21 protein-coding genes and 2 tRNA genes are annotated in these 20506 nt (G+C 47.1%); 18 read left to right on the top strand and 5 right to left on the bottom strand.

Going from position 1 to position 20506, the window contains the following annotated elements; all coding sequences use genetic code 11:
* The first annotated feature begins 117 nt into the window (after positions 1-117).
* The 8 genes from KDK13_RS18650 (at position 118) to KDK13_RS18615 (ending at position 8187) form a co-directional block, all read left to right on the top strand.
* On the top strand, positions 118-1746 hold the full coding sequence (locus KDK13_RS18650; protein ID WP_257286512.1) for a hypothetical protein: 1629 nt from the start codon (positions 118-120) through the stop codon (positions 1744-1746).
* Between the two features lie 26 nt (positions 1747-1772).
* Positions 1773-2087 carry a hypothetical protein gene (locus tag KDK13_RS18645; protein WP_257286511.1) on the top strand — a complete coding sequence of 105 codons (315 nt, stop codon included), beginning with the start codon at positions 1773-1775 and terminating at the stop codon, positions 2085-2087.
* Positions 2088-2127: 40 nt separating this feature from the next.
* The gene (locus KDK13_RS18640; RefSeq protein WP_257286510.1) at positions 2128-2760 is read left to right on the top strand and encodes a hypothetical protein; all 633 of its coding nucleotides are present in this window, start codon (positions 2128-2130) and stop codon (positions 2758-2760) included.
* Between the two features lie 163 nt (positions 2761-2923).
* Positions 2924-3205 (top strand): hypothetical protein, encoded by a 282-nt coding sequence (locus tag KDK13_RS18635; protein WP_257286509.1) that lies wholly within the window; start codon positions 2924-2926, stop codon positions 3203-3205.
* Positions 3206-3466: 261 nt separating this feature from the next.
* On the top strand, positions 3467-3856 hold the full coding sequence (locus tag KDK13_RS18630) for a helix-turn-helix domain-containing protein (protein ID WP_257286508.1): 390 nt from the start codon (positions 3467-3469) through the stop codon (positions 3854-3856).
* Complete coding sequence (locus KDK13_RS18625) at positions 3856-4044, top strand: hypothetical protein (RefSeq protein WP_257286507.1); 189 nt, start codon at positions 3856-3858, stop codon at positions 4042-4044. Before KDK13_RS18630 ends, KDK13_RS18625 begins: the two co-directional genes overlap by 1 nt.
* 260 nt (positions 4045-4304) lie before the next feature.
* Positions 4305-4988 carry a hypothetical protein gene (locus KDK13_RS18620; RefSeq protein ID WP_257286506.1) on the top strand — a complete coding sequence of 228 codons (684 nt, stop codon included), beginning with the start codon at positions 4305-4307 and terminating at the stop codon, positions 4986-4988.
* A 106-nt stretch (positions 4989-5094) separates the two neighbouring features.
* The gene (locus tag KDK13_RS18615) at positions 5095-8187 is read left to right on the top strand and encodes a hypothetical protein (RefSeq protein WP_257286505.1); all 3093 of its coding nucleotides are present in this window, start codon (positions 5095-5097) and stop codon (positions 8185-8187) included.
* 63 nt (positions 8188-8250) lie between these two features.
* On the opposite strand, the gene KDK13_RS18610 is transcribed toward KDK13_RS18615, so the two are convergent.
* Together KDK13_RS18610 and KDK13_RS18605 are read right to left on the bottom strand one after the other, a co-directional pair.
* Positions 8251-8341: transfer RNA gene (locus KDK13_RS18610), tRNA-Ser, on the bottom strand.
* Positions 8342-8429: 88 nt separating this feature from the next.
* Positions 8430-8520 (bottom strand) — tRNA-Ser (locus KDK13_RS18605).
* 206 nt (positions 8521-8726) lie between these two features.
* Between KDK13_RS18605 and KDK13_RS18600 the strand changes: the two genes are divergently transcribed.
* From KDK13_RS18600 to KDK13_RS18560, 9 genes are all read left to right on the top strand, one after another.
* The gene (locus tag KDK13_RS18600; RefSeq protein ID WP_209201278.1) at positions 8727-9398 is read left to right on the top strand and encodes a Bax inhibitor-1/YccA family protein; all 672 of its coding nucleotides are present in this window, start codon (positions 8727-8729) and stop codon (positions 9396-9398) included.
* A gap of 72 nt (positions 9399-9470) precedes the next feature.
* Entirely contained in the window at positions 9471-9863 is a 393-nt protein-coding gene (gene tusD / locus KDK13_RS18595) for a sulfurtransferase complex subunit TusD (RefSeq protein ID WP_257286503.1), read from the top strand.
* A 1-nt stretch (position 9864) separates the two neighbouring features.
* Complete coding sequence (tusC, locus tag KDK13_RS18590; protein WP_257286502.1) at positions 9865-10224, top strand: sulfurtransferase complex subunit TusC; 360 nt, start codon at positions 9865-9867, stop codon at positions 10222-10224.
* Positions 10224-10505 carry a sulfurtransferase complex subunit TusB gene (gene tusB, locus KDK13_RS18585; RefSeq protein ID WP_257286500.1) on the top strand — a complete coding sequence of 94 codons (282 nt, stop codon included), beginning with the start codon at positions 10224-10226 and terminating at the stop codon, positions 10503-10505. The genes tusC and tusB overlap by 1 nt, the downstream gene beginning before the upstream one ends.
* A gap of 257 nt (positions 10506-10762) precedes the next feature.
* Positions 10763-12853 carry a S9 family peptidase gene (locus KDK13_RS18580; RefSeq protein WP_257286499.1) on the top strand — a complete coding sequence of 697 codons (2091 nt, stop codon included), beginning with the start codon at positions 10763-10765 and terminating at the stop codon, positions 12851-12853.
* A gap of 585 nt (positions 12854-13438) precedes the next feature.
* A complete protein-coding gene (locus KDK13_RS18575; protein WP_257286497.1) occupies positions 13439-14383 on the top strand; it encodes an SPFH domain-containing protein in 945 nt (314 codons plus the stop codon).
* Entirely contained in the window at positions 14383-14832 is a 450-nt protein-coding gene (locus tag KDK13_RS18570) for an NfeD family protein (RefSeq protein WP_257286496.1), read from the top strand. Before KDK13_RS18575 ends, KDK13_RS18570 begins: the two co-directional genes overlap by 1 nt.
* Before the next feature lie 81 nt (positions 14833-14913).
* Entirely contained in the window at positions 14914-16062 is a 1149-nt protein-coding gene (locus KDK13_RS18565; RefSeq protein WP_257286494.1) for a Na/Pi symporter, read from the top strand.
* A gap of 7 nt (positions 16063-16069) precedes the next feature.
* Positions 16070-16342 carry a hypothetical protein gene (locus KDK13_RS18560; protein ID WP_257286493.1) on the top strand — a complete coding sequence of 91 codons (273 nt, stop codon included), beginning with the start codon at positions 16070-16072 and terminating at the stop codon, positions 16340-16342.
* Between the two features lie 61 nt (positions 16343-16403).
* Here KDK13_RS18560 and KDK13_RS18555 read toward each other — a convergent pair whose 3' ends face one another.
* Positions 16404-16613: a hypothetical protein gene (locus tag KDK13_RS18555; protein ID WP_257286492.1), complete on the bottom strand. Its 210-nt coding sequence runs from the start codon at positions 16611-16613 to the stop codon at positions 16404-16406.
* 339 nt (positions 16614-16952) lie between these two features.
* Here KDK13_RS18555 and KDK13_RS18550 point away from each other — a divergent pair, with 339 nt between their 5' ends.
* Positions 16953-19181, top strand: coding sequence for a hypothetical protein (locus KDK13_RS18550; RefSeq protein ID WP_257286491.1), 2229 nt, complete (start codon positions 16953-16955; stop codon positions 19179-19181).
* Between the two features lie 81 nt (positions 19182-19262).
* Here the strand turns inward: KDK13_RS18550 and KDK13_RS18545 are convergent, their stop codons facing one another.
* Positions 19263-19577, bottom strand: a complete 315-nt coding sequence (locus KDK13_RS18545) for an AzlD domain-containing protein (RefSeq protein ID WP_257286490.1) — start codon at positions 19575-19577, stop codon at positions 19263-19265.
* Entirely contained in the window at positions 19577-20302 is a 726-nt protein-coding gene (locus KDK13_RS18540) for an AzlC family ABC transporter permease (RefSeq protein ID WP_257286489.1), read from the bottom strand. Before KDK13_RS18540 ends, KDK13_RS18545 begins: the two co-directional genes overlap by 1 nt.
* Positions 20303-20506: the final 204 nt, after the last annotated feature.

Genomic DNA, 20506 nt, shown 5'->3' with positions numbered 1-20506 from the left:
TCTCAGACTGCTATTAACTCCAGCCTTGGCTTTAAGGTAAATGCTACAGGAGCAGCCAAACAAAGAGGGTCTATTCAAGCTGGTCAACTAGCTCAGACCCATACTCTTGATGACCCTTTGTCAGCCTTCATTAATGCAGGTACACAGATATTCAAGGGAGTAGGCGACACAATAGAAGCTAATCACATTGCAGATAAGCAAGCAGCCTCTATTAATGATGAGTTCCTGATTAAGAACCAGAAGCCCCTTTATGAGCAGGCTTTGAGCCAAGAGCTAGCCAAGCTACAGCCAGAAGAAGACACCATAGAGAAGCGTATAGCTCTGACCCATAAGCTGAGTAAGGACTACTTCAAAGGGGTCTCAGAATACAATAGAGACAGCCTAGCGGACTCTCTTAAAGCAGACACTCAGCTAGCCTTTAGCCAAGCTCAATGGCAGAAGACAGAGACCGAGAGATTAACTAGAGGCTCTTCTGTATTGGCCTTTGATGCTAAAGACCCTGAAGCTTTTAGCTCTACTGTGAGTAAGCTTACTTCCGGTGCTGCTGGTTACGCTAATAGCATGAATAAGCAGGAAGTTATCAAGGAAGCAGTGAAACTCTGGCAAGCTAACCCAAGACAATTTGGAGTCAATAGCTTCTTGATTAATGATGAAGATGTACCTGCTGATATTAAGGAGCGTGTTAGACAATCAGAGGCAGATATTAAGTCTTATGACTCACTGAATACGCTCAATGCTCTGGCCAAGAAGGGAGCAGTAGAGCAGATAGATGACCTCTCAGAAGTAGCTCTTAGAGATTTTGGTCTTACTCCCGTAAAGCTGGCAGCAATCCGAGAGGAGGCCGTTAAGCAAAGAGAGTACAAGATTGAAGAGTCTACGGCGCTCAATAGCTTCAGGGCTACGGGTAAGGCTCCAAGCAATAGCAAGCTTACCGCTACTCAGCTAAAGCAGGCTCAGAATAAGGCTTATGCTGAGGCAGATAGTAAGACCAAGCAGAGAATGATAGCTCAGGGAGTAGTACCAAGCATCAAGGAAGCCATAGAGTTTGGACTTACAGCCAAGACACAAGACGGGTCTCCAGATAAGCTAGCTATTCTCCAGTCTTACAAGGCATTCAAGCAAGTAGGCTCTATTCGTGATGGTCTCGGCTTTGCCAAGGACTATACGAGTAAGGAGACCCAATTTAATGAACTACTACTACTCGACACTCTTATAGACGTACACGGAGAGAGTAAGGGAGTAGACCAGTACATAGGGCTTAAGGGTCAAGGCTTGCCTAGCATTAAGTACAGCTCAGGCTTAGCAGAAGAGGTAAACCTTAGCGGGTCTCTGGCTAACAGTCCTGAAGTACAGGCTCAAGCAGTACAGCTATTAAAGACCTACTCTCAGCTTGGAGTACCTGAAGACAAGGCTCTTAGTATTACTGAGCAGCTTCTCAATAGTAGTTATCAGGAACTTGAAGTCTCTGATGGTGGCTACTTGGGATTTGCAAAGAGGATTACTGTAAGCAATGACGTTAAGCCCTTCTTAGATGACTTGGAGTCAAGGCTTATTGGTGATGAGACTTCAGGACAGGCTTTAGGCCGATACCTTGAGACACTGAAAGATTCTTTATCATTCGTAGATGAAGACTTTGATCTTGATGACTTCCAGATTTACCAAGACCTCAGAAACCCTAGAGGGATAGTCGTTTATGCTGAGGGTCAACCGCTAATTAGAATTACAGCCGATGCTGTAGCCCAATAACAAACAAATAAACAGGAGTAATAAATATGTCCGGTTCACAACTAATCTTTACAGGCGAAAGCCGAGACGGAATAGACCAAGATGGAGAAGAGTACACAGAGTTTGACTATGAGTATGCGCCGCTAGGCAATGTCAGCTCCTCAGCTCCTTCTATGGGTCTCCATCCAATTATTCAGCAATACCAGACAGGCGGCTTAATGTCACAAGCTCAAGCTGCTGCTATTCAGAATGGAGGCATGGACTATGAGTTCCGCAACTATGGAATGTCTGAGGCTGAAATTCAAATGACCAAAAGTAGTCTAATGGGAAAGATTACCCAAGGCTCAATAAAATTGATTTAAATTAAAGATAACCACAATAACCACAGGAAACACTAGAAGTATGGAAAGCATTACTAAAGAAGCTGAAAGCTCAATCATTGAGAACATGAGTTTTGAGCAAGCAAAGGCTATTAACTCTGCTTATTGCTCAAGCATGAGACCTCAGACAGTAACAGTACCCACTCTGATTACTGGTAATGAGGGTATCAGTACTGAGTGTAAATTACAGCACCCAGATTATTACCCTGAGTTAGACGCTGATTACACCATTAAAGGTACTGGCACCTATAACGCTCTTCAGAGTCTTAGAGAACATGTCTCAAGATTTATTAATATGGGAGACACTGAAGCAATCAGGGCAATTATTAAGACCCTTCCAGCTTGGACTAAGTTCTTAAAGGATATTCCTACAACCATTGAGAAAAGTAAGGAAGCTAAAGAGAATCTGTCTTATAACTACAGCAAGGCTCAGGGTCTCCTTGAAATGGAGCAGCAAGTAGGTCTACGGGTAGCTCAGAAGCAGAAGCAGATAGCTAGCCTTAAGTCTGAGCTGGACGTAGTAAACATGATGCTAGAGAACAATAGTTCTGAGCTTGAGGTAGAGCTTCTGGAAAACAAGAAGGCTAACCTTGAGGACAGCATTAAGGCTGCTATGAGTAACCAGACAGAGCTAACTGTAGGTTACACAGAATGAACAAAGAGACCACTAATGACCCGCTATTTACTGTAGTAGTATTTGCTGTCTGTATGTTCAATGTAGTTATGACTGCTGCTATTTCAGCAACCGCCTAAACCTAAACCTAAAGTAAGGACACAGGGCTAGCTCTGAGCTTCCTTGTGTCTGGAATAAATGAAGTATGAAAACTGAATTAATTGAGACCCTGAAAGATTTTACCAATTCAGGCTCTAAGCTGCTGCAAGAAATGACCAGTAGTAACCCTTTGACTTATGACCCTTGGTCTACTTATGAAGCTGTAAGCGATATGCAAGCTCAATTTAATATAATAATGCTTCCTGATGTCTATGAGTCTAACCGATTGGAGACACTTAAGGCTCAGGTAGTTTTAAAAGAGTTAGAGCTTGAGTGTTTGAAGGTGGTCTTGCTACAGGAGAGCTATAAGAATGAGCAGAAAGTATAAGAGTTTAAGCTTTGACTGTGCTGTGAAGAAAGACCCAAGGAATAACTCTAGGTACTGTAATATTCAAGTAGGAGCTAATGACTTTGTAGTACTTAATCATCTTACTAAGGGTGAGATTAATAGGAAGGTCAATCAGCTAATCAAGGAGTTTATTAACTCTGAAGTAGATGAGAATACCAAGCAACTAATAGTCCACTATCAGGCAGCTTAAAGTTAAATGCTGTAGTACGTAATACAACACTTAAATAGGATAGTAATAACATGAGTAAAGGCTTAGGCAAGCAGCAATTAGCCATACTGGAAGCTATGGAGTACTCAGAGTACCCACAGGTTACAGTCTATGCGCTGACTGAAGTCGTAAATAGAAGTCAGCAAGCCGTACATAGAGCTTTACAGAATCTTGTAACTAGAGGTTATGTAGTTAAGACTCAGAGGAAGCAAGAAGGTCTCTCAATAGGTGAGCCTGCAAAGAGAGTCTTTACATATACCTTAGTGTCAAGGCTTGAAGAAGAGCTTTTAGCAGACCACACAGAAGCACTCTCTATTAATGCTGGAGTTGAGAAGCATGGTTCACTTGAAGCCTACTTAGAGGTTGAAAAGGAAGAGAGATGGAAAGGTTTTAGTGCAGCACTTGGGAGGACATTTGGATAATGAAAGCACAAACAGAATTTACCTTCTTGAATGAAGACGCTAAGTCAGTACAGAAGAAGCTTAATCAATGGCGGCATGCATACCATATTAAATTACATGGTCTGACCTTTGAAGGCACTTCTATCAAGGTAATGGTAGAAAGAAACAAGATAGACCCAAGGGCTACTGTAGTCCCTCAGTTTTTTTAATTAATGAGAAGAACCTAGAATGAAAATCACCAGACTGTAGAAGTTAAACAGCATCCTGAAGACAAGCTTGGTGGTCAATTTGACCACTCAGGTCAGAAGCGTACAGTGACCCTAATCATTGAGAAGCATAAGCCAAAAGAGTTCGGAAAGCTAAAAGGGGTGAAATCCCCCCTTTTAATTCTGCAAATTTGCAGATTATCACTTTGAAAGGTAGACACTGTAGCCATACCTGAAGCCCTAATCATTGAGAAGAACCAAGAATGAAAATCACCTTTAACAATAAGACTGTAGAAGTTAAACAGCATCCTGAAGACAAAACTCTGTACTGTCTTAATGATGTCTTCAAAGCTAGTGGTGCTGCTGAGAATAAGAAACCAAGCAAGTTTACTCGCAATAAAGCACGGGACAAATTTGTCCCGTGCTTTACTAAAGGTAAAAACCTTACATACGCTAACGAAAAGACCGTCTACAAGTACGCCGCTTGGATTGATGACGACTTCTACGATGCTGTCTTTGACTGCTTCAAGGCTGCTGCTAATGGTCAATCACTTGAAGCCTCACTTATCGCCAACACTGTAGCCATACCTGAAGCCCTGATAGCTGAGACCAAGAAGGTAGAGCTGAGAATGAAGGAGCTTGTAGCTAATGCTGCTGTAAATGGTCTTATCAATATGAAAGGCCATGAGGTCTCTAACTTCTCAAAGCTGGCTCAGAGGGCTACTGCTGGTTATGCCAGTAAGGAGCTTACAGGAGGACGGTCTACCTTTATGTCTCACTTGGTAGCCTCTGACCATAAGGCAGCTTTGAGCGCATACAAGGCAACCTTAGAACTTATGGTTATGCTGATGCTTGCAGGGGTCTATGATTATCACGTTATAGCCTCAGCCTTGAAAGTAGAGACCAGTAAGAACAAAGAAGTATTTGAGCTTGCAGTAGCAGCTTAAAGAAACCTCCTATAAGTAACCCATACAAACATAAAGCCCTCCTGTAGAAAAGCCCTCAGACCGGCTTACAGGAGGGCTTTATTTTCTAAATATACAGAAATTGAACATGACTGAGAATGAGTCCTTATTAGGCTTTACGCCTACTTTTAGCCCTACTGGTGGCGATACTAATAATACCAATAGAGATACTGATGATACTAAACCCAATACCAGTAATACTAAACCAGTAGACCCTACCTCAAACACAGAGCAGCCTTTTAGCCTCTCTAACGTCTGGAAGACCAGTAAGCTAATTGATGAGGTAGAGGGAGGTTTCTTTGATAGCTCTCTGTCTCAGCTTGAAGGGGTCTATGAGGCCGATAGTAATTACCAAGTCAGACAAGACGCTAACTTAAGGCAGCTAGAGAAACACCGGCAGCAAGAAGTATTAGACCTCAATCCTACAAGTGAGAAGCAGACACAGGCTATTGTCTCCAATCTACTTAAACGACAGGAAGCAGAGAAGCAGATAGCCAAGCAGGGAGCCATGACTCAAGTAGCCGCTGCTTTTCTTGCAGACCTCAATAGTAAGGAAGACCTAGCAGTAACAGGAGGTCTAACAGCCTTGACTCTTGGCTTCGGTACTGTGGTCAAGGGTCTCTGGACTGCTGGTAAGACTGCAAGACGAATTAAGAACCTCAATAGGCTACAGCGTACAGCTAAAAGTACTGCTACTGGTCTAGCTGTAGGTGCTGCTGAAGGTACGCTTGAGGCAGGCGTAAAGCTCGCAGGCAATGACTTGTATGACCTCAGTGATAGCTTGCAGGATGTCTTATTCTCTTCTGCTACTGGTGGGGTCTTAAACGGTATTGGAGGAGCTATAAGTAAGTCTGCTGACAAGCTTGAAGTCAGAGGTAAGACTCATAGAGCCAGTACCAATAGAGAAGCAGCTAGCCTAGCTAATGAAGCTGAGGACGGTCTTGGTAATCTGTATGTCAGAGCTGTAGAAGACCTAGACGCAGAAGAAGGAGGCTGGAAGGCTTTAAAGGTACGCTTTGACTTAGGAGCTAGAGGTCAACGTCTTGATTCTGCTATAGCTAAAGACGCTTACGGCAGACTCCTTACTGATGCAGTAGACGTAGACGGTAAAGCCGACGGTGCTGATTATATCGCTATGGCTCTCAGGGATAACGTAGGGCTTACCTTTAAAGATGAGCTTGCAGAAGCCTTTAAGCTAGACAATAGCATCCTGAAGAGAGGAGAAGAGAGTAAGGCAACCTTCCTTGATGGGGTCTATAGAAAGGTAGCTACTGGTCAAGCTGGAAGTACTGAGGCTGAGCAAAGAGCCATAGACGCAACACGTAAAGCCTTAGAGGAGCTGAGAGTCAGGGCTTCTAATGCTGGAGTTGAGGGAGCAGACTTTGATGCCTTAGACAACTATGTTCCCCGTATTTGGAAAGGCGACCGTATTAAGGAGCGTATCAGGAATGGAGAGCTGACCATGAGTAGCGTTAGGTCAGCCTTAAGCAATGCGATTAGTGACGCTCAGCCAACTATTAGCAGTGAAGAGGTAGAGTCACTGGTAGACCGTATAGTCATTGGAGGAGACCTAGACCCATACGCTAAGGAGACTGTTAGTTCTGTAAGTCTCCGTGACGGTTTCCTTGCTGATGAAGACCGATATAAGAAGCGTATAACCCTTGATATGTCTGCTGTCTCCAATGATGGGAAGGTATCTATATTTGATTTGGTAGACACTAACCTTAATAACATTCTGGACAATTACACAGCCTCAGCAAGTGGACGTATAGCCCTAGCTGAGAAAGGTGTACAAGACACAGACAAGCTACTTGAGCGCATTCTTAATGAGATTAAGCAGAACCATAAGGGCAGTGACAAAGAGCTTGCCAAGAAGCTAGAAGAGGCGAGAGAAGTACACTCTGATACGGTCAACGGCATCATGGGTAGACAACAAAGAGATAGATGGTCTCAAGGTGGTCTCAATAAAGCCATGAATAGCAGCCTCTTGAAGTTCCTGAAGACCTCTATGAATTTCTCAATGTTGGACTATGCGTCTGCTGCTGCTGTCCCTGAGATAGCTGTAGCCGTTGGTCGTTTAGGTCTCTCAGGTGTGCTTAAGAATATGCCTGTAGTACGTAAGCTGACACAGCCACAACTTAAGGCCGTCATGAATGAGCTTGAGACCATTGGTCTTCACCTTGGGAACTCTAGTAATGCTCGCTACTTTGGCAAGGCTGTTAGTGATCTTGAAGCAGGAGGCAAACTAGATGCAGCTCTCAATACTGCCGACAGAGCAGCCTTTAAGCTTAACTTGCTGTCCTACATTGAGGGAGGAGTAAACAAGCTGCTGACCTTGCAGACAGTCAATAAGATAGCCAAGAAGGGCAAGCTGACTAAGGCTATGCGCCGTGATATGGGTCTATCTGCTGAAGAGGCTGAATACCTGAGCAGACACTTAGGAAAGATTGAGACCAATAAGGGCTTTACTGGTAGCAGTATCAAGAGCTTTAACTTTGAGTCTTGGCTTGATGCTAACGGACAGCCAGATAAGAGGGCTATGGATTTACTTGCAAGAGGAGCCAAGAGAGCAGCTAACAGGGCTAACGCTAAAATGGCTGTAGGTGAGAAGATTACAGGCTTAGACAACCCTTTCGCCTCTGTCATGTATCAGTTTATGAATACCGTAGCTAATAGTTATCAGAGGGTCTTGCTACGTACAGGCTATGAGGTCTTCTCTTCTGGAGCTGGTATTGATGCTGGTGTAAGGCTAGCTGCTGTCCAGGGAACGTTACTCTCTGGATTGGTAGCCTATTACTCTTGGTACGGTAAGGAGAGCTTCAGAGCTGTAGGAGACCGCAAGAAAGAGCGCAACCTAGACAGGATGACCACAGGTGAGAAGGTGCTTAAGGGTGCTGCTTATACTCCTCTGATGGGTGCGCCGCTAGCTGCTATGGAAAAGCTGTCTCCAGTGCTTTACATGATGGGTATTGAGGTCAACGACTTTGCAAGATACCAGAAGGCTAGCGGTATTATCTCAGGAGCGCCTATCTTGTCTCAAGTTGATACTGTGAGCAGGTCTCTAAGTGCTGTAGCTGGTGACGATAGGATGACCGAGAAAGAGAAGCAAGCAGCTCTTAAGCTTTTACCCTTGTATGAGGTAGGCGACAACTTGAAGCGGGTAGCTGAGGATTTGCTGTAGAAGACGACCAGTAGTTAGGCTTAATGCCCGACTACTGGTTTTTTTACGTGGTAAAGATATAAATGGCGGTGGGTCAGAGATTCGAACTCTGGGAGGGCTATTAACCCTCGCTGGTTTTCAAGACCAGTGCTTTCAACCGCTCAGCCAACCCACCAAAAGAGGTATTAAAGCGTGGTAACAAGCGTGGTAACATTACAAGATGAACTGCCTGTAACCCGTTGATATTACTACACTTTTTAATATGGCGGAGGGACAGGGATTCGAACCCTGGGAGGGCTATTAACCCTCGCCGGTTTTCAAGACCGGTGCTTTCAACCGCTCAGCCATCCCTCCGCGACGAGGCAAATACTACCTGAAATCAGAATTCTGTCAACGCCTTGATAAACGGTAATCTTTTTCTATGCTCCCGACTCAGGAAATGTAAAAAATAGCGGATAGCATTCAGATAGGCAAAATGTCAGGAATGGTTAAAACTATAGCCCCAGTAAACTGGTCTGATATAATGACTGGTATTACATCTATATAGAGGAATGACAAAGATGGATCGCAAACCCGTAATGACCGCTGCTTCTACCAGCCTGGGTGCTGGCGTTGAAATCAACAAGGTTCTTCGCAATACCTATATGCTGCTGGGTATGACTCTGCTATTCAGTGCTGTCACCGCTGGCGTTGCCATGGCTCTGCAGATCAGCCAGATGACAGCGCTGGTTCTCTCCCTGGTCGGTTTTGGCCTGCTGTTCGTGGTGAACAAGACCGCTGATTCTGCCAAGGGTATTGTCGCTGTTTTTGCCTTTACCGGTGTGCTGGGTGCCGCCCTGGGACCAATGCTTAACCATTATCTGGGTATGGCCAATGGCCCATCCCTGATCATGCAGGCCCTGGGTGGAACCGCCGTGGTGTTCTTTGCGCTCTCTGGTTATGTTCTGACCACTCGTAAAGATTTCTCCTTTATGGGTGGCTTCCTGATGGTTGGCCTGATTGTCGCCGTGGTTGCCAGTATTGCCCTGATCTTCTTTAATATCCCTGCTGCCAGCATGGCGCTGTCTGCCCTGATTGTGCTGCTGATGTCCGGTTTTATCCTGTTTGACACCAGCCGTATTATTCATGGTGGTGAGACTAACTATATCCGTGCCACGGTTTCCCTTTACCTGGATATCTATAATCTGTTCACGGCGCTGCTGCACCTGCTGGGTGCTTCCAGTGACGACTGATTGCTGATTTTGCCTTTCTCTGGCCCCGCCATTTGGTGGGGCTTTTTTGTTTGGTGACATAAGGTGATGGTTATGAAGTTTGCACTGGCCGTGTATGGCGCTCCGGCCAACAGTCAGGCGCCACAAAGTGCATTGCACTTTGCCCGGGCTGTGGTGGCCCAGGGGCATGAGATTGTCCGGTTGTTTTTTTATCAGGATGGGGTGAACACGGCGACCGCCATTGCCCAGCCTCCCCAGGATGAGTCCAACCTCCCTGAAGAGTGGCAGCAGTTTGTGCAGGCGCATAATCTGGATGCCGTGGTTTGCATTGCGGCGGCATTAAGGCGGGGTGTTGTGGATCAGGCAGAGTCTGACCGTTATGATCTGCCGGGTCATAATCTTCGGAAGGGGTATGAGCTTTCCGGCCTTGGGCAGTTGCTTGATGGAGCACTGATGGCCGATCGCTTGATCACTTTTGGAGCCTGAGATGAGTCATTCTGTGTGCGTTATTTCGACCAGGGCACCCTATAGCGGGCAGTCGGCCCGTGAGGCGCTTGATACGGCGCTGGTATCCGCTTCTTATGATATTGAGACCAGTCTTTTGCTGATGGGCGATGGGGTCTATCAGTTATTGCAAGGGCAGGAGGCTGGTGACATTCCCCGCAAGAATCTTGCTGCCATGCTTCAGGTGCTGCCTCTGTATGGCATAGATACCATTTATGTGGATCAGCTGTCTCTGGAGGAACGGGGTATCCGTCCTGATGCGCTTCAGGAAGGGGTGACAGTGCTTGCCGAGGGCCAGTTGCCGCTGTTTATCCAACAGCATTCCAGGGTGTTTAATTTCTGATGAGTACGCTGCATACCGTTAATAAGCCCGGTCCGGCCATGGCACTCTGTGTTCGTGCTGTTGCCAGCGGCGATTCTGTGTTGTTGATTGAAGATGCTGTTTATGAGCTGCTGTCACCGGCAAGCCGGTTGAATGCACTGCCGGATGGCTGCCCTGTTTATGTGCTGGATATAGATGCAAAGGCCCGCGGGGTGGCGGTGTCTGCGCCGGTTGAAGTCATCAGCTATGATCGCTTTGTTTCATTATGTGTTGATAATGAGAAAGTGCTGTCGTGGTTTTGAATGATATTATCCAATCATCTATTTCGTGCTTTCTACCCCCTAAATAAAGGCTGTGCCAATCACCCTTCGACTCCGCTCAGGGTGAACGGAGATTGTTCATATCTAACTCATTTACTCTTAAACGGAGATTGTAAGCATCAAACTCATTTGCTTTTAACTGTTGAGTTTTTTCACCATAGGCCGTGGTATGCTGGCAAACCGTTTTATTGTGTTTACTGACACTGACTTTGACATTATCTGCCTCTGAGGAAATCCCTTTGAAAGCACCGGTCGCTCAAAAAATTCCACACGCCATTATTCAGCACAACCATACCCGTATCGATGAGTACCACTGGTTGCGGGATGAGCACTGGCAGAAGATTGTGGCAGGCGATCTGGATTTTAACAACCCGGAGGTGCTGGCCTATCTTAACGCTGAAAGCGATTATAAAGATGCCCAGATGAAAGACAGCAAGGTCGTTCAGGAGCAGCTTTATCAGGAAATTCTGTCCCGGATAAAAGAAGACTATCAATCCTGGCCCGTTAAAAAGGGCGATTTTCTCTATTATTACCGGGAAGAGAAGGGGAAGAACTATCCCATTCTCTGTCGTCGTCATGGCTCGATGGATCTGCCTGAAGTGGTTTATATGGATGTTAACCAGGAGGCGGATGGCAAGGACCTCTATATGTTCGGCCCGTCCGTCACCAACCGGACAAATACCTTTCTTGCTTATGGTTATAATCTCACCGGTTCCATGGAGCGAAGCATTCGGGTCCGGAATCTGGCGACCGGGCAGGACAGTGACTGGACCTTCCATAACAGTACCGGCTCCATACTCTGGATAGATGATGAGCACCTTCTGGTGGTTGAGCGTGATGAGCAGGCCCGTGGTAAGCATGTCTATACAATCAATATCCATCAGGGACCGGAAAACAAAGCGCTGGTGTTCTCCAAACCTGATGAGTTCGACGGCATGTTTCTTTCGCTGGCGGAAACCACAGACCGTGAATACGTTATGGTGTATCTCAACAGTGGTTCCAGTCAGGTGGTCTATGTTTCTCCCCGCGTGGCGATAGATTTTCGTCTGTTTGCCCATGGCACTGATGATGTGGTGTTCAGTCTTGATCACTATCATGATCACAAGACAGATGACCTTTATATTCTCACCAATCTTAATGGTGCCAATAACTTCCAGCTGTATAAAACATCGGTAAACCAGTGGGAGCAGAAACATTGGGAGCTGATCCAGGCCGAAAGTGACACCATTAGCCTTACCGATATTCATTTCTACAACCATTACCTGATTATTGAGCAGAAAAATAACGAAAAAGCGCTGGATGAGCTGGTGGTACAGGATATGGTGTCCGGTACCCGGCAGAGGGTATCCATGCCTGATGAAGCCTATGAACTGGATTTTTCCGGTGACTGGGATCATAACGCTACAATGGTTCGTCTGGATTACTCCTCACCGGTTATGCCCAGTACCGTTCTTGAGCTGGATTTGAAGAGTGTTCAAACCAGAGCGGTCTATACCCGTGAGACGCCAAACTTTGACCCGGGAAAATATGAGGTTAAACGGGAGTATGCCACCGCCCGGGACGGTGAGCGTATTCCGGTCACCATTATTCATAAACAGGGGCTTGTGAAAGATGGCTCTCACCGTGCCCTGGTTTACGGTTATGGTTCCTACGGTTATGGGATGACCGCTGGTTTTTCATCAAAGCTCTTTAGCCTGGTGGATCGTGGTTTCGTTTATGCGACGGCTCATATTCGTGGTGGTGATGAAAAGGGCTATCAGTGGTATCTCAATGGCAAAATGCGCCATAAAATGAATACCTTTAATGACTTTATTGATGCTACCGAGTACCTGGTCAAGCAGGGTTATACCGATAAAGGGCAGATTGCCATTAATGGTGGCAGTGCCGGTGGCCTGTTAATGGGCGCAGTGACCAACCTGCGTCCGGATCTGTTTGGCTGCGTGGTTGCCGATGTGCCTTTTGTTGATGTTATTAACACCATCAGTGATGCATCCCTGCCATTGACGCCACCGGAATGGGAAGAGTGGGGCAACCCTGTCACCAGTGCCGACGACTTTGATTATATTATGCAGTACTCGCCCTATGACAATGTGCGGGCCAGGGATTATCCCCCCATGCTGTTTAATTCCGGGATATCCGATGAGCAGGTCACTTACTGGGAACCGGCCAAGATGGTGGCACGTCTGAGGGAGCTGAAAACCGATGATAATCTGTTGCTGCTGAACATGAATATGCACGCAGGTCATGCGGGAGCCAGCAAGCGTTATGAGTGGATTGATGAAGAAGCTTTTAACTACGCTTTTATCCTCAAGTGTTTTGCCATGAAGTAGCGTTAAGCGACGGATTTATTGTTGAATCTGTCATTATACCAGTACACGGTTTCAATGAAATTGCTGGGCTTCTTCATTGACCTCCAAACTCCGTTCGTCCTGAGCGGAGTCGAAGGACGGTGCCCCCCATCCTTCGACTCAGCCTCAGGATGAACTTTTATAAGAAAGAATGGTCTTAAGATAAAATTCAATAATTGTAGAAGCTGTCGTTATTCTATGTGCTATGCGTACTGATGCGGCTGCTAAAAAATGCCTTCAGCAGCCTGCGGTGCCTTTTGATAATCCATTTGATGATACCCGGCTGGAAAACAGGTCGATAGCAAGCGTTGGTGATCTTACTAAAGAAGATCAATTATCATGCTTACCAGCCGGAATAGAGCCGTTGAATAATGATCATGCTCCCACATATATACCTGGCAATGAGTGTTTTTCGATCCAGTCAATTTTGGGTTTAGGCCAGTCATCCCTGCAAGTCTCATCAGTGGTCGAGCAAAAGGTTATTTTTACGCTGCAGTCACACCTTATGAGATGACAAAAGTCTGACTTCGCGTGAGAATGAATACAGTCGGTAAACAGGAGTCTCCTATGGGTATGGAAATTACAGCTATTGCGTTTGTTGTCCTTATTGCTGTTCTGATATCAACCGGTGTACGAATTGTTCCCCAGGGCTATAACTACACCGTCGAGCGTTTTGGCAAGTACACCAGTACATTAACCCCCGGGCTGCATGTGATTGTGCCGGTGATTGATGCGGTTGGTAAGAAAATGAATATGATGGAGCAGGTTCTGGACATTCCGCCCCAGGAGGTGATCAGTGCTGATAATGCCCAGGTGACCACAGATGCGGTCTGTTTTTACCTGGTCCAGGATGCCGTCAAAGCCTCTTATGAGGTGAACGATCTTGATCGGGCCATGAAAAATCTGGTGATGACCAATATCCGTGCGGTGTTAGGCTCCATGGAACTGGATGAAATGCTGTCCAACCGGGATCGAATTAATGAACGCCTACTGATAAAAGTGGATGAAGCCACCGACCCCTGGGGCTTGAAGGTGACCCGTATCGAGTTGCGTGATATCGCCCCTCCTGCGGACCTGGTGGAAGCCATGGCAAGGCAGATGAAGGCCGAGCGGGATAAACGTGCCCAGATCCTTGAAGCGGAAGGCGCCCGTGAAGCAGCCATTAAAGTGGCCGAGGGAGAAAAACAGGCGCAGATTCTCAAGGCAGAAGGTGAACTCGAAGCTGCCAGGCGGGAAGCGGAAGCCCGGGAACGGCTGGCAGAAGCTGAAGCGGTGGCAACAACTATGGTATCCAGGGCTATTGCCGAAGGTGATCATCGGGCGATTAACTATTTTGTTGCCCAGAAATACGTAGAAGCCCTGAAGGACCTGGCATCGGCGCAGAACAATAAAGTGATCATGATGCCCCTGGAGGCTGGTAGCCTGATTGGCTCAATTGCAGGTATTAAAGAGCTGGTGGGAGAAGCTGCGCTTGATAACGTAAGCAGTAAGATAAGCAAGAAGGAAGCTTGATGGATATTGCGATTACCCTGGAACCCTGGCACTGGTTGATCCTGCTCTTTGTGCTTCTCGGTGCAGAGGCGCTGGGTGCTGGTGGTTTCCTGCTGGGCAGTGCTGCCGCTGCTGCGGTTGTTGCTCTCTGGCTCTGGTTGGTGCCGGACATATACTGGCCTGTTCAGCTGGTGATTTTTGGTATCGCCAGTCTGTTGCTCTCGTTTGCCTATTGGAAGTTGTTCCGAAAGGTTAACGACAAGAGTGACAGCCCGGAATTAAATAACCGGGCATCACAGTTGGCAGGCAGAACCATTATACTTGATCATGATCTGCCCGCTGGGCACAGCAAACTTCAGATTGGCGATACGCTCTGGAAAGTCGAATCTGACAGGTATGTGCCCCGGGGCAGAACAGTCTCGGTGACGGGAAATCAGGGGATGACACTGCTGGTCAGAGAGCTGGTCTGATCATAGGGCCTGAGTATTGGAATTACCGCCACCGTTTTTCTTATTTCAAGTTCGAGTTTATTAACCTTGCAGGATGTTCATATGCAACCCAGTTCTACAGCCGAGTCGACGCCATCGAAAGGTCAGGTTGTCCAATGGCTATTAGTTGCGCTGATGATCTACCTATTGCTGGTCGCTGTCGGGATGATCGGTTCCGGCTTCAAGTGGGCTTCCGGCGGGGCTGATGGTGCCCGTCAATTGTTTGCTTTTGCCACAAATCCGGTGATGGGGCTGGTGGCCGGTGCACTGGCAACCGCAGTTGTTCAGTCATCCAGTACCGTGACATCGGTGATTGTTGGCCTTGTTGCCGGAGGTCTTCCGGTTGCCACCGCTATCCCGATGATCATGGGTGCCAATATTGGTACCACTGTGACCAATACGCTGGTCAGTATGGGACATATCGGTAAGAAAAAGGAGTTTCGTCGAGCGTTTTCTGCCGCGACGGTCCATGACTTTTTCAACCTGATGGCGGTGATGATTTTTCTCCCGCTGGAGATTATGACTGGGTTTCTGGCCAAGTCGTCTGATTTTCTGGCCAGCATGCTGGTGGGAGGTGATTCTGTCAGCATCAAAGGTTTAAACTTTGTCAAAGTACTTACAGGGCCTTCTGTGGACCTGTTCAAGGGACTCTATGGCTCTTTGCCGGACTTGTGGGCAGGTATCTGCCTGGCGTTAACAGGGCTGGCCTTTATTTTTATTTCCATCATCTATCTTGGTAAATTGCTCAAGCATCTGATGGTGGGTAAAGCCAAGCAGATTCTGCATAAAGCCATTGGACAGGGACCTGCTATGGGTATTTTCTCAGGCATGATGATGACCATTGCCGTGCAATCATCCTCAACCTGTACCAGTCTGATCGTACCGCTTGCCGGAAATGGCATTTTCAAGCTCAGGGAGATATATCCATTTACCCTGGGATCCAATATCGGTACTACGATCACTGCCTTGCTGGCGGCGACAGCCGTCCAGGGAGCCATGGGATTCTTTGCCCTGCAGATAGCGCTTGTCCATCTGTTGTTTAATGTTTCAGCCGTTGTTTTGATTTACACTGTGCCATTTCTTCGCAATATTCCACCAACGCTTGCCCGTCGTTTTGCCCAGGTGGCCAGCCGGAATAAATGGATGGTGCTGGCTTATGTGGCGGGTGTCTTTTTCATTCTGCCTGCTATCCTGATCGCGATCACTGCCTGAGGAGAAGATGATGACAACACTCAAGGAATACAAGTCGCACAAGAAGGCGTTGAAGGCTCAGATCAAAGAGGTCAAGGCAACCCTGAAACGTCTTGAAAAAGAGCTGGAAGCTGAACGGCAGGATATGCAGCATGAAGAAGTGGATCATCTTGATGAGTACTTCGACAAGGCAGAGCCGCACCTGGTGGATGTTAAAAAGCTGGGTGTTTCGGCCATTGAAGACTTTAAAAAGTCAGTGTCAAAACTGATGAACTCGATTACTGGCTCTGGTAAAAAGTAATCCGGCTATCGGAGCCTGTCGAAGTATAAGAAGCATAAAGAGCTGAAACCAAAGCCAGCAATTATTTCCTGGCTTTGGTTTTTACATCATCGATAATACCTGCCAGACCTCGACGTTTACCCAGGGTTACTTCAAACCACGCATCTTTGGCGTAGCGTGGGAATTCGTAGCGCAGATAATACCCGTTCTTGTACACCGACAGGTCGAAACTTCTGGCCAGAACTCCGGCAGCAAGAATAATAAGGAATATAGTTGAAAGTAATTTGTACATGAGCATGCCCCCAATAAAGTCTCATCCATAAATACCTTCCAATCAGAATAGAACTTAAAGTTCCGGAATGCATTCTCGCTGAAATAAATAATGTTGGTGATTTAACAGAGCGACAATTTTAATAACATTATAGATCAGCCGTTTATCTCATTCCGGTTCAAAAATAAGCAAGAAATCTTCAATGACATGAATAAACTGGAGATAGGCGTGTGATACTTCAGTTAGCTGTCTATGGCTTACTATCCAGAATATAGCTAAATGATTGAGGACATATCCTGTTATACGTCCATCTCACGTTATTAAACCATTATCTGAAATTAATAAGGAATGATAATTATCATGGTTAACAGTCACTCTCCTATCAATACTACCAATACCACGCTTTCTCACACTTATACCCCGGCCCATACTGAAGAATGGCGAGCTTCCAACTCTCAATTCTACACAAAACCACCCATCGCTTTTAACCTGAGCATCAGGCACCGGGATATTGATGAGCCTTATCTCGGTAAAATGGATGACGAGTTTTGTGATGATCTGAACCATTTGGACGACAATGAATTTTGCAGTAAATACTTCAATGTCCAGCCGACGAGGCCAGAAAACCTGTTTGACCGGGTGATACAGACGCTTAAAGAGTACATTTCGCCTTTTGCGCGGGAAAAAAGGGCCTTGCCTGATCCCCCTGATGAAACCCGTCCCTCCGGGGTAGAAACTGATCAATTATCATCCAGGGCACAGATAAAGCCCCTGTCTTGCCAGCACGAGGCAGACAACAAAACCATCATGGTGTTAGCTGACTACCATACCAATAATCAGATTCAGTCTGTTCATCGCAAAGTTAATTGCTCTCAGCCCCATAGCATCAGCACAACTCATATTGTGAACAATGGCTTTGAGCTACGAAATCAGGATAACTCAGCCTCCTGTGATACTGCTTCAGGCCGCCCTGGTTTTGGTGCCGGGGCAAGGCCGCTGGTGGGGGGCAGCCCCATCGATAACCTGCATTACTACGAATGGCAGCTGCTGACTGCCAGAATTGCGGGGCTGGACGGCTTTGTCGTGGAGTGGGGCTATCCAGCCAATCAGACGGCACCTGACAAGGCAATTCTGAATATGAAAACAGCGCTTGCTGACAAGAATCGTGGCAATGAGTTTGCGCTGGTTCCGCTCTGGATTCCCCAATGGACCAGCAAGCCCGGCGAGCATCTTGACCCCGCACAGAAAGAGACCCGGTTCAGGGCAAAACTTGAGGAGATGATCCAGCGCTATTACCAGGATGACCACTGCCTTCATCATCAGGGTGATCCTTTGATTTTTATGCTCAATTTCTGGGGTGGGGCTAAATCGGACCTGACACTGAGTCGGCAGGAGCTGGAACAGTTTTTCAGGAAAAATCCAGATCTGGCCAAAGTCCGTCTGGTTTACCGTATGTCAGGCAATAGCGCATGGCAGGCGACATCCATAAAACAGGTGGTCAGTGATTTCCCATGGCTGGCACCCAGAAACCGGGCAGCAAAAGACAGCGGTAATCTATTTATTGCCAACAACTTTGTCAGGCATGGTACCCATGACGATATCCGCAGTTACGTCAATGATCTGGATAACAGAAATCATCAGAATCGTGATCACCTGGCCATCAAGACACTGTCTGTTTATCCGGGTATGGATACCAGGGGAGCCACCTGGAGCGCCTGTGACTCCTATCTGCCAGAAACGGAAAATGAGCGGGATACCTATGAATTAAGCTGGAATGAAGTCCGCAAGAAAAACCCCAATCTGGTCATCGTCGAAACGTTCAATGATTTCAGTGAAGGAACCCATATTGAACCCACGCCGTCTGACCTGGGGCAACGGGTGGTCACCACGGCAAAACAGGTCTGCCTGTTGAAGGGGCAGACGGCTGGGCAATGCACTGCCATTGCCAACCAGGCACCGAAGCTGATTCAGCATGCTGCAAGGTTGTACGACGCCAGGATGATGATGGATAAACTGACGCATGTTCTGGATGGAAAAAACCTGACCAAGGCAACCAGGAAACTGAACCAATGGGCCAACTCGTTATTCAGCAAAAAAATCCAAAAAATTGATCGGCAGGCAGCCCGGTTTGATCAGGAATTCAGCAGGCTGCCTTTCGATACCCTGGTAACCGTTATGAATCGGGAAAAGAACAACTTGCCAACGCTTGAAAGACTTGGTGGACGGTCATCGTTTACACTGAAGTCAGCACCGATCCGAGGCACGGAACATTATTTTGACGAAGCTGAGGTGAAGCTGCGTATCAGGACAGAAGATGGCCTGCCATCCAGCATCAGCCTGTCAACAGAGGTTTACAATAAAAATCAATGGATATCTGACTATGAGAAGATCGCGGAAATATATACACCTTACGATCAGCTGGAATCGACCGTCACTATCCCCATGACCGCCCACACGGGCAAGCTCCACGGCAAACTGACAGATTCTTATGCCATAGACCACCCCCCATCCGGATGTACAGTGGAATTGTTGGAGATAAGGATTAAAACCTATCATCGACCAGAAGACCGACCAGAAGACCAAAGCTGAGTCTGCTTGCGGGATTCATTGACTGCTGGAATTCCCACCCTCAAGGGTGAGAATATTTGGTCCATCAAGAAGGTTTCGTATTTATAGTAAATGTCTTAAAGCCAGAAATGACACCATGCCGAGGACTACGGTCAGTAATGTGTTTCTGGTCATCAGAGCGAGAAACACCACGATAATGCCGGCAATAAGGTAATGGTTGTCCACGGACAGATTGAACTGATCCTCACGAATAAACACAATGGGTGCCGCAATAGCTGTTAGTACTGCGGGTGCTGAAAAACTCAATACCTGTTGTACCGTTTCACTGAGTTTCAGTGGTAACCAGGGTTCCATCAGGAGAAAGCGGCTGCCAAAAACCAGCGCCGCTACGGTGAGCAGAATAACCCAGGTATCCATTATCTTTCTCTCCCGGTGGTGGCTTTGGCATAGGCAAAACCAGTTATCATTGCCAGGGGGGCTGAGATCAGCAGGCCCGCCTGAATATGCATTACCTCACAAATGACCGATGTCACCAGCGCAGTGAGCACACAGACCAGTACAGGGGTATTTGTGATGGTCGGGATGACAAGGGCGATGAATGTGGCGGCAATGGCGAAGTCCAATCCGAGGGAGTCCAGATTGTCGATGCTCTCTCCAGCGATGATGCCGCCAAGGGTGGCAAGATTCCAGCCAAGGTAAAAGCATAGCCCGCCACCCAGTGCGTACCAGCGGTCAAAACGCTTCAGCTGGCCGGGGTTGGCAATGGCAAACAGTTCATCGGTTAACAGAAAGCCCAGGGCCAGTCGCCATCGGAGGGGCAGTGGGCTGATGTTCTTACGCATCACCATGGCATAGAGAAAGTGGCGGGAGGTGATGAGCAGGGCTGAAATCAGAATACTGCCCAACCCAACACCGGCCTGGATCATGCCCATAATGGCCAGTTGAACAGCACCGGCGAAGATAACGCCAGATAATGCCTGGCTCTGAAAAGGGTCAAAACCGGACTCTATGGCCAGAGATCCCGTCAGGATACCCCAGGGCAGGACGGCAACGGTCAGCGGAATAATAGTTGCAGCACCTTTAAAAAAAGCCCGCATTTTTTCATTCTTGCCTGGGTGGCGGACAAAATCAGCCTGAGACATACAATACACTTCCTTTACGATTTATCCCGGTCTAACTCAGGAATCTCTCAATTTTGACTATTTGGACACGTGGCAAGAAGAATAGTTTGCGATGGAAGTAAAATAGTCCAATTAACCTTAACCCGGATATTTCATAAACATGCTCCCGTTCTCGCTTGTCCTTTGCCGCTCTAAGGGAGTTTTGCTCAGTCGACCGTACTCCCC

It is taken from the genome of Endozoicomonas sp. SESOKO1, assembly GCF_024606265.1.
GTDB lineage: Bacteria > Pseudomonadota > Gammaproteobacteria > Pseudomonadales > Endozoicomonadaceae > Endozoicomonas.
The sequence above is the reverse complement of the archived record's forward strand: the minus strand, read 5'-3'. Positions and strand labels throughout refer to the sequence as shown.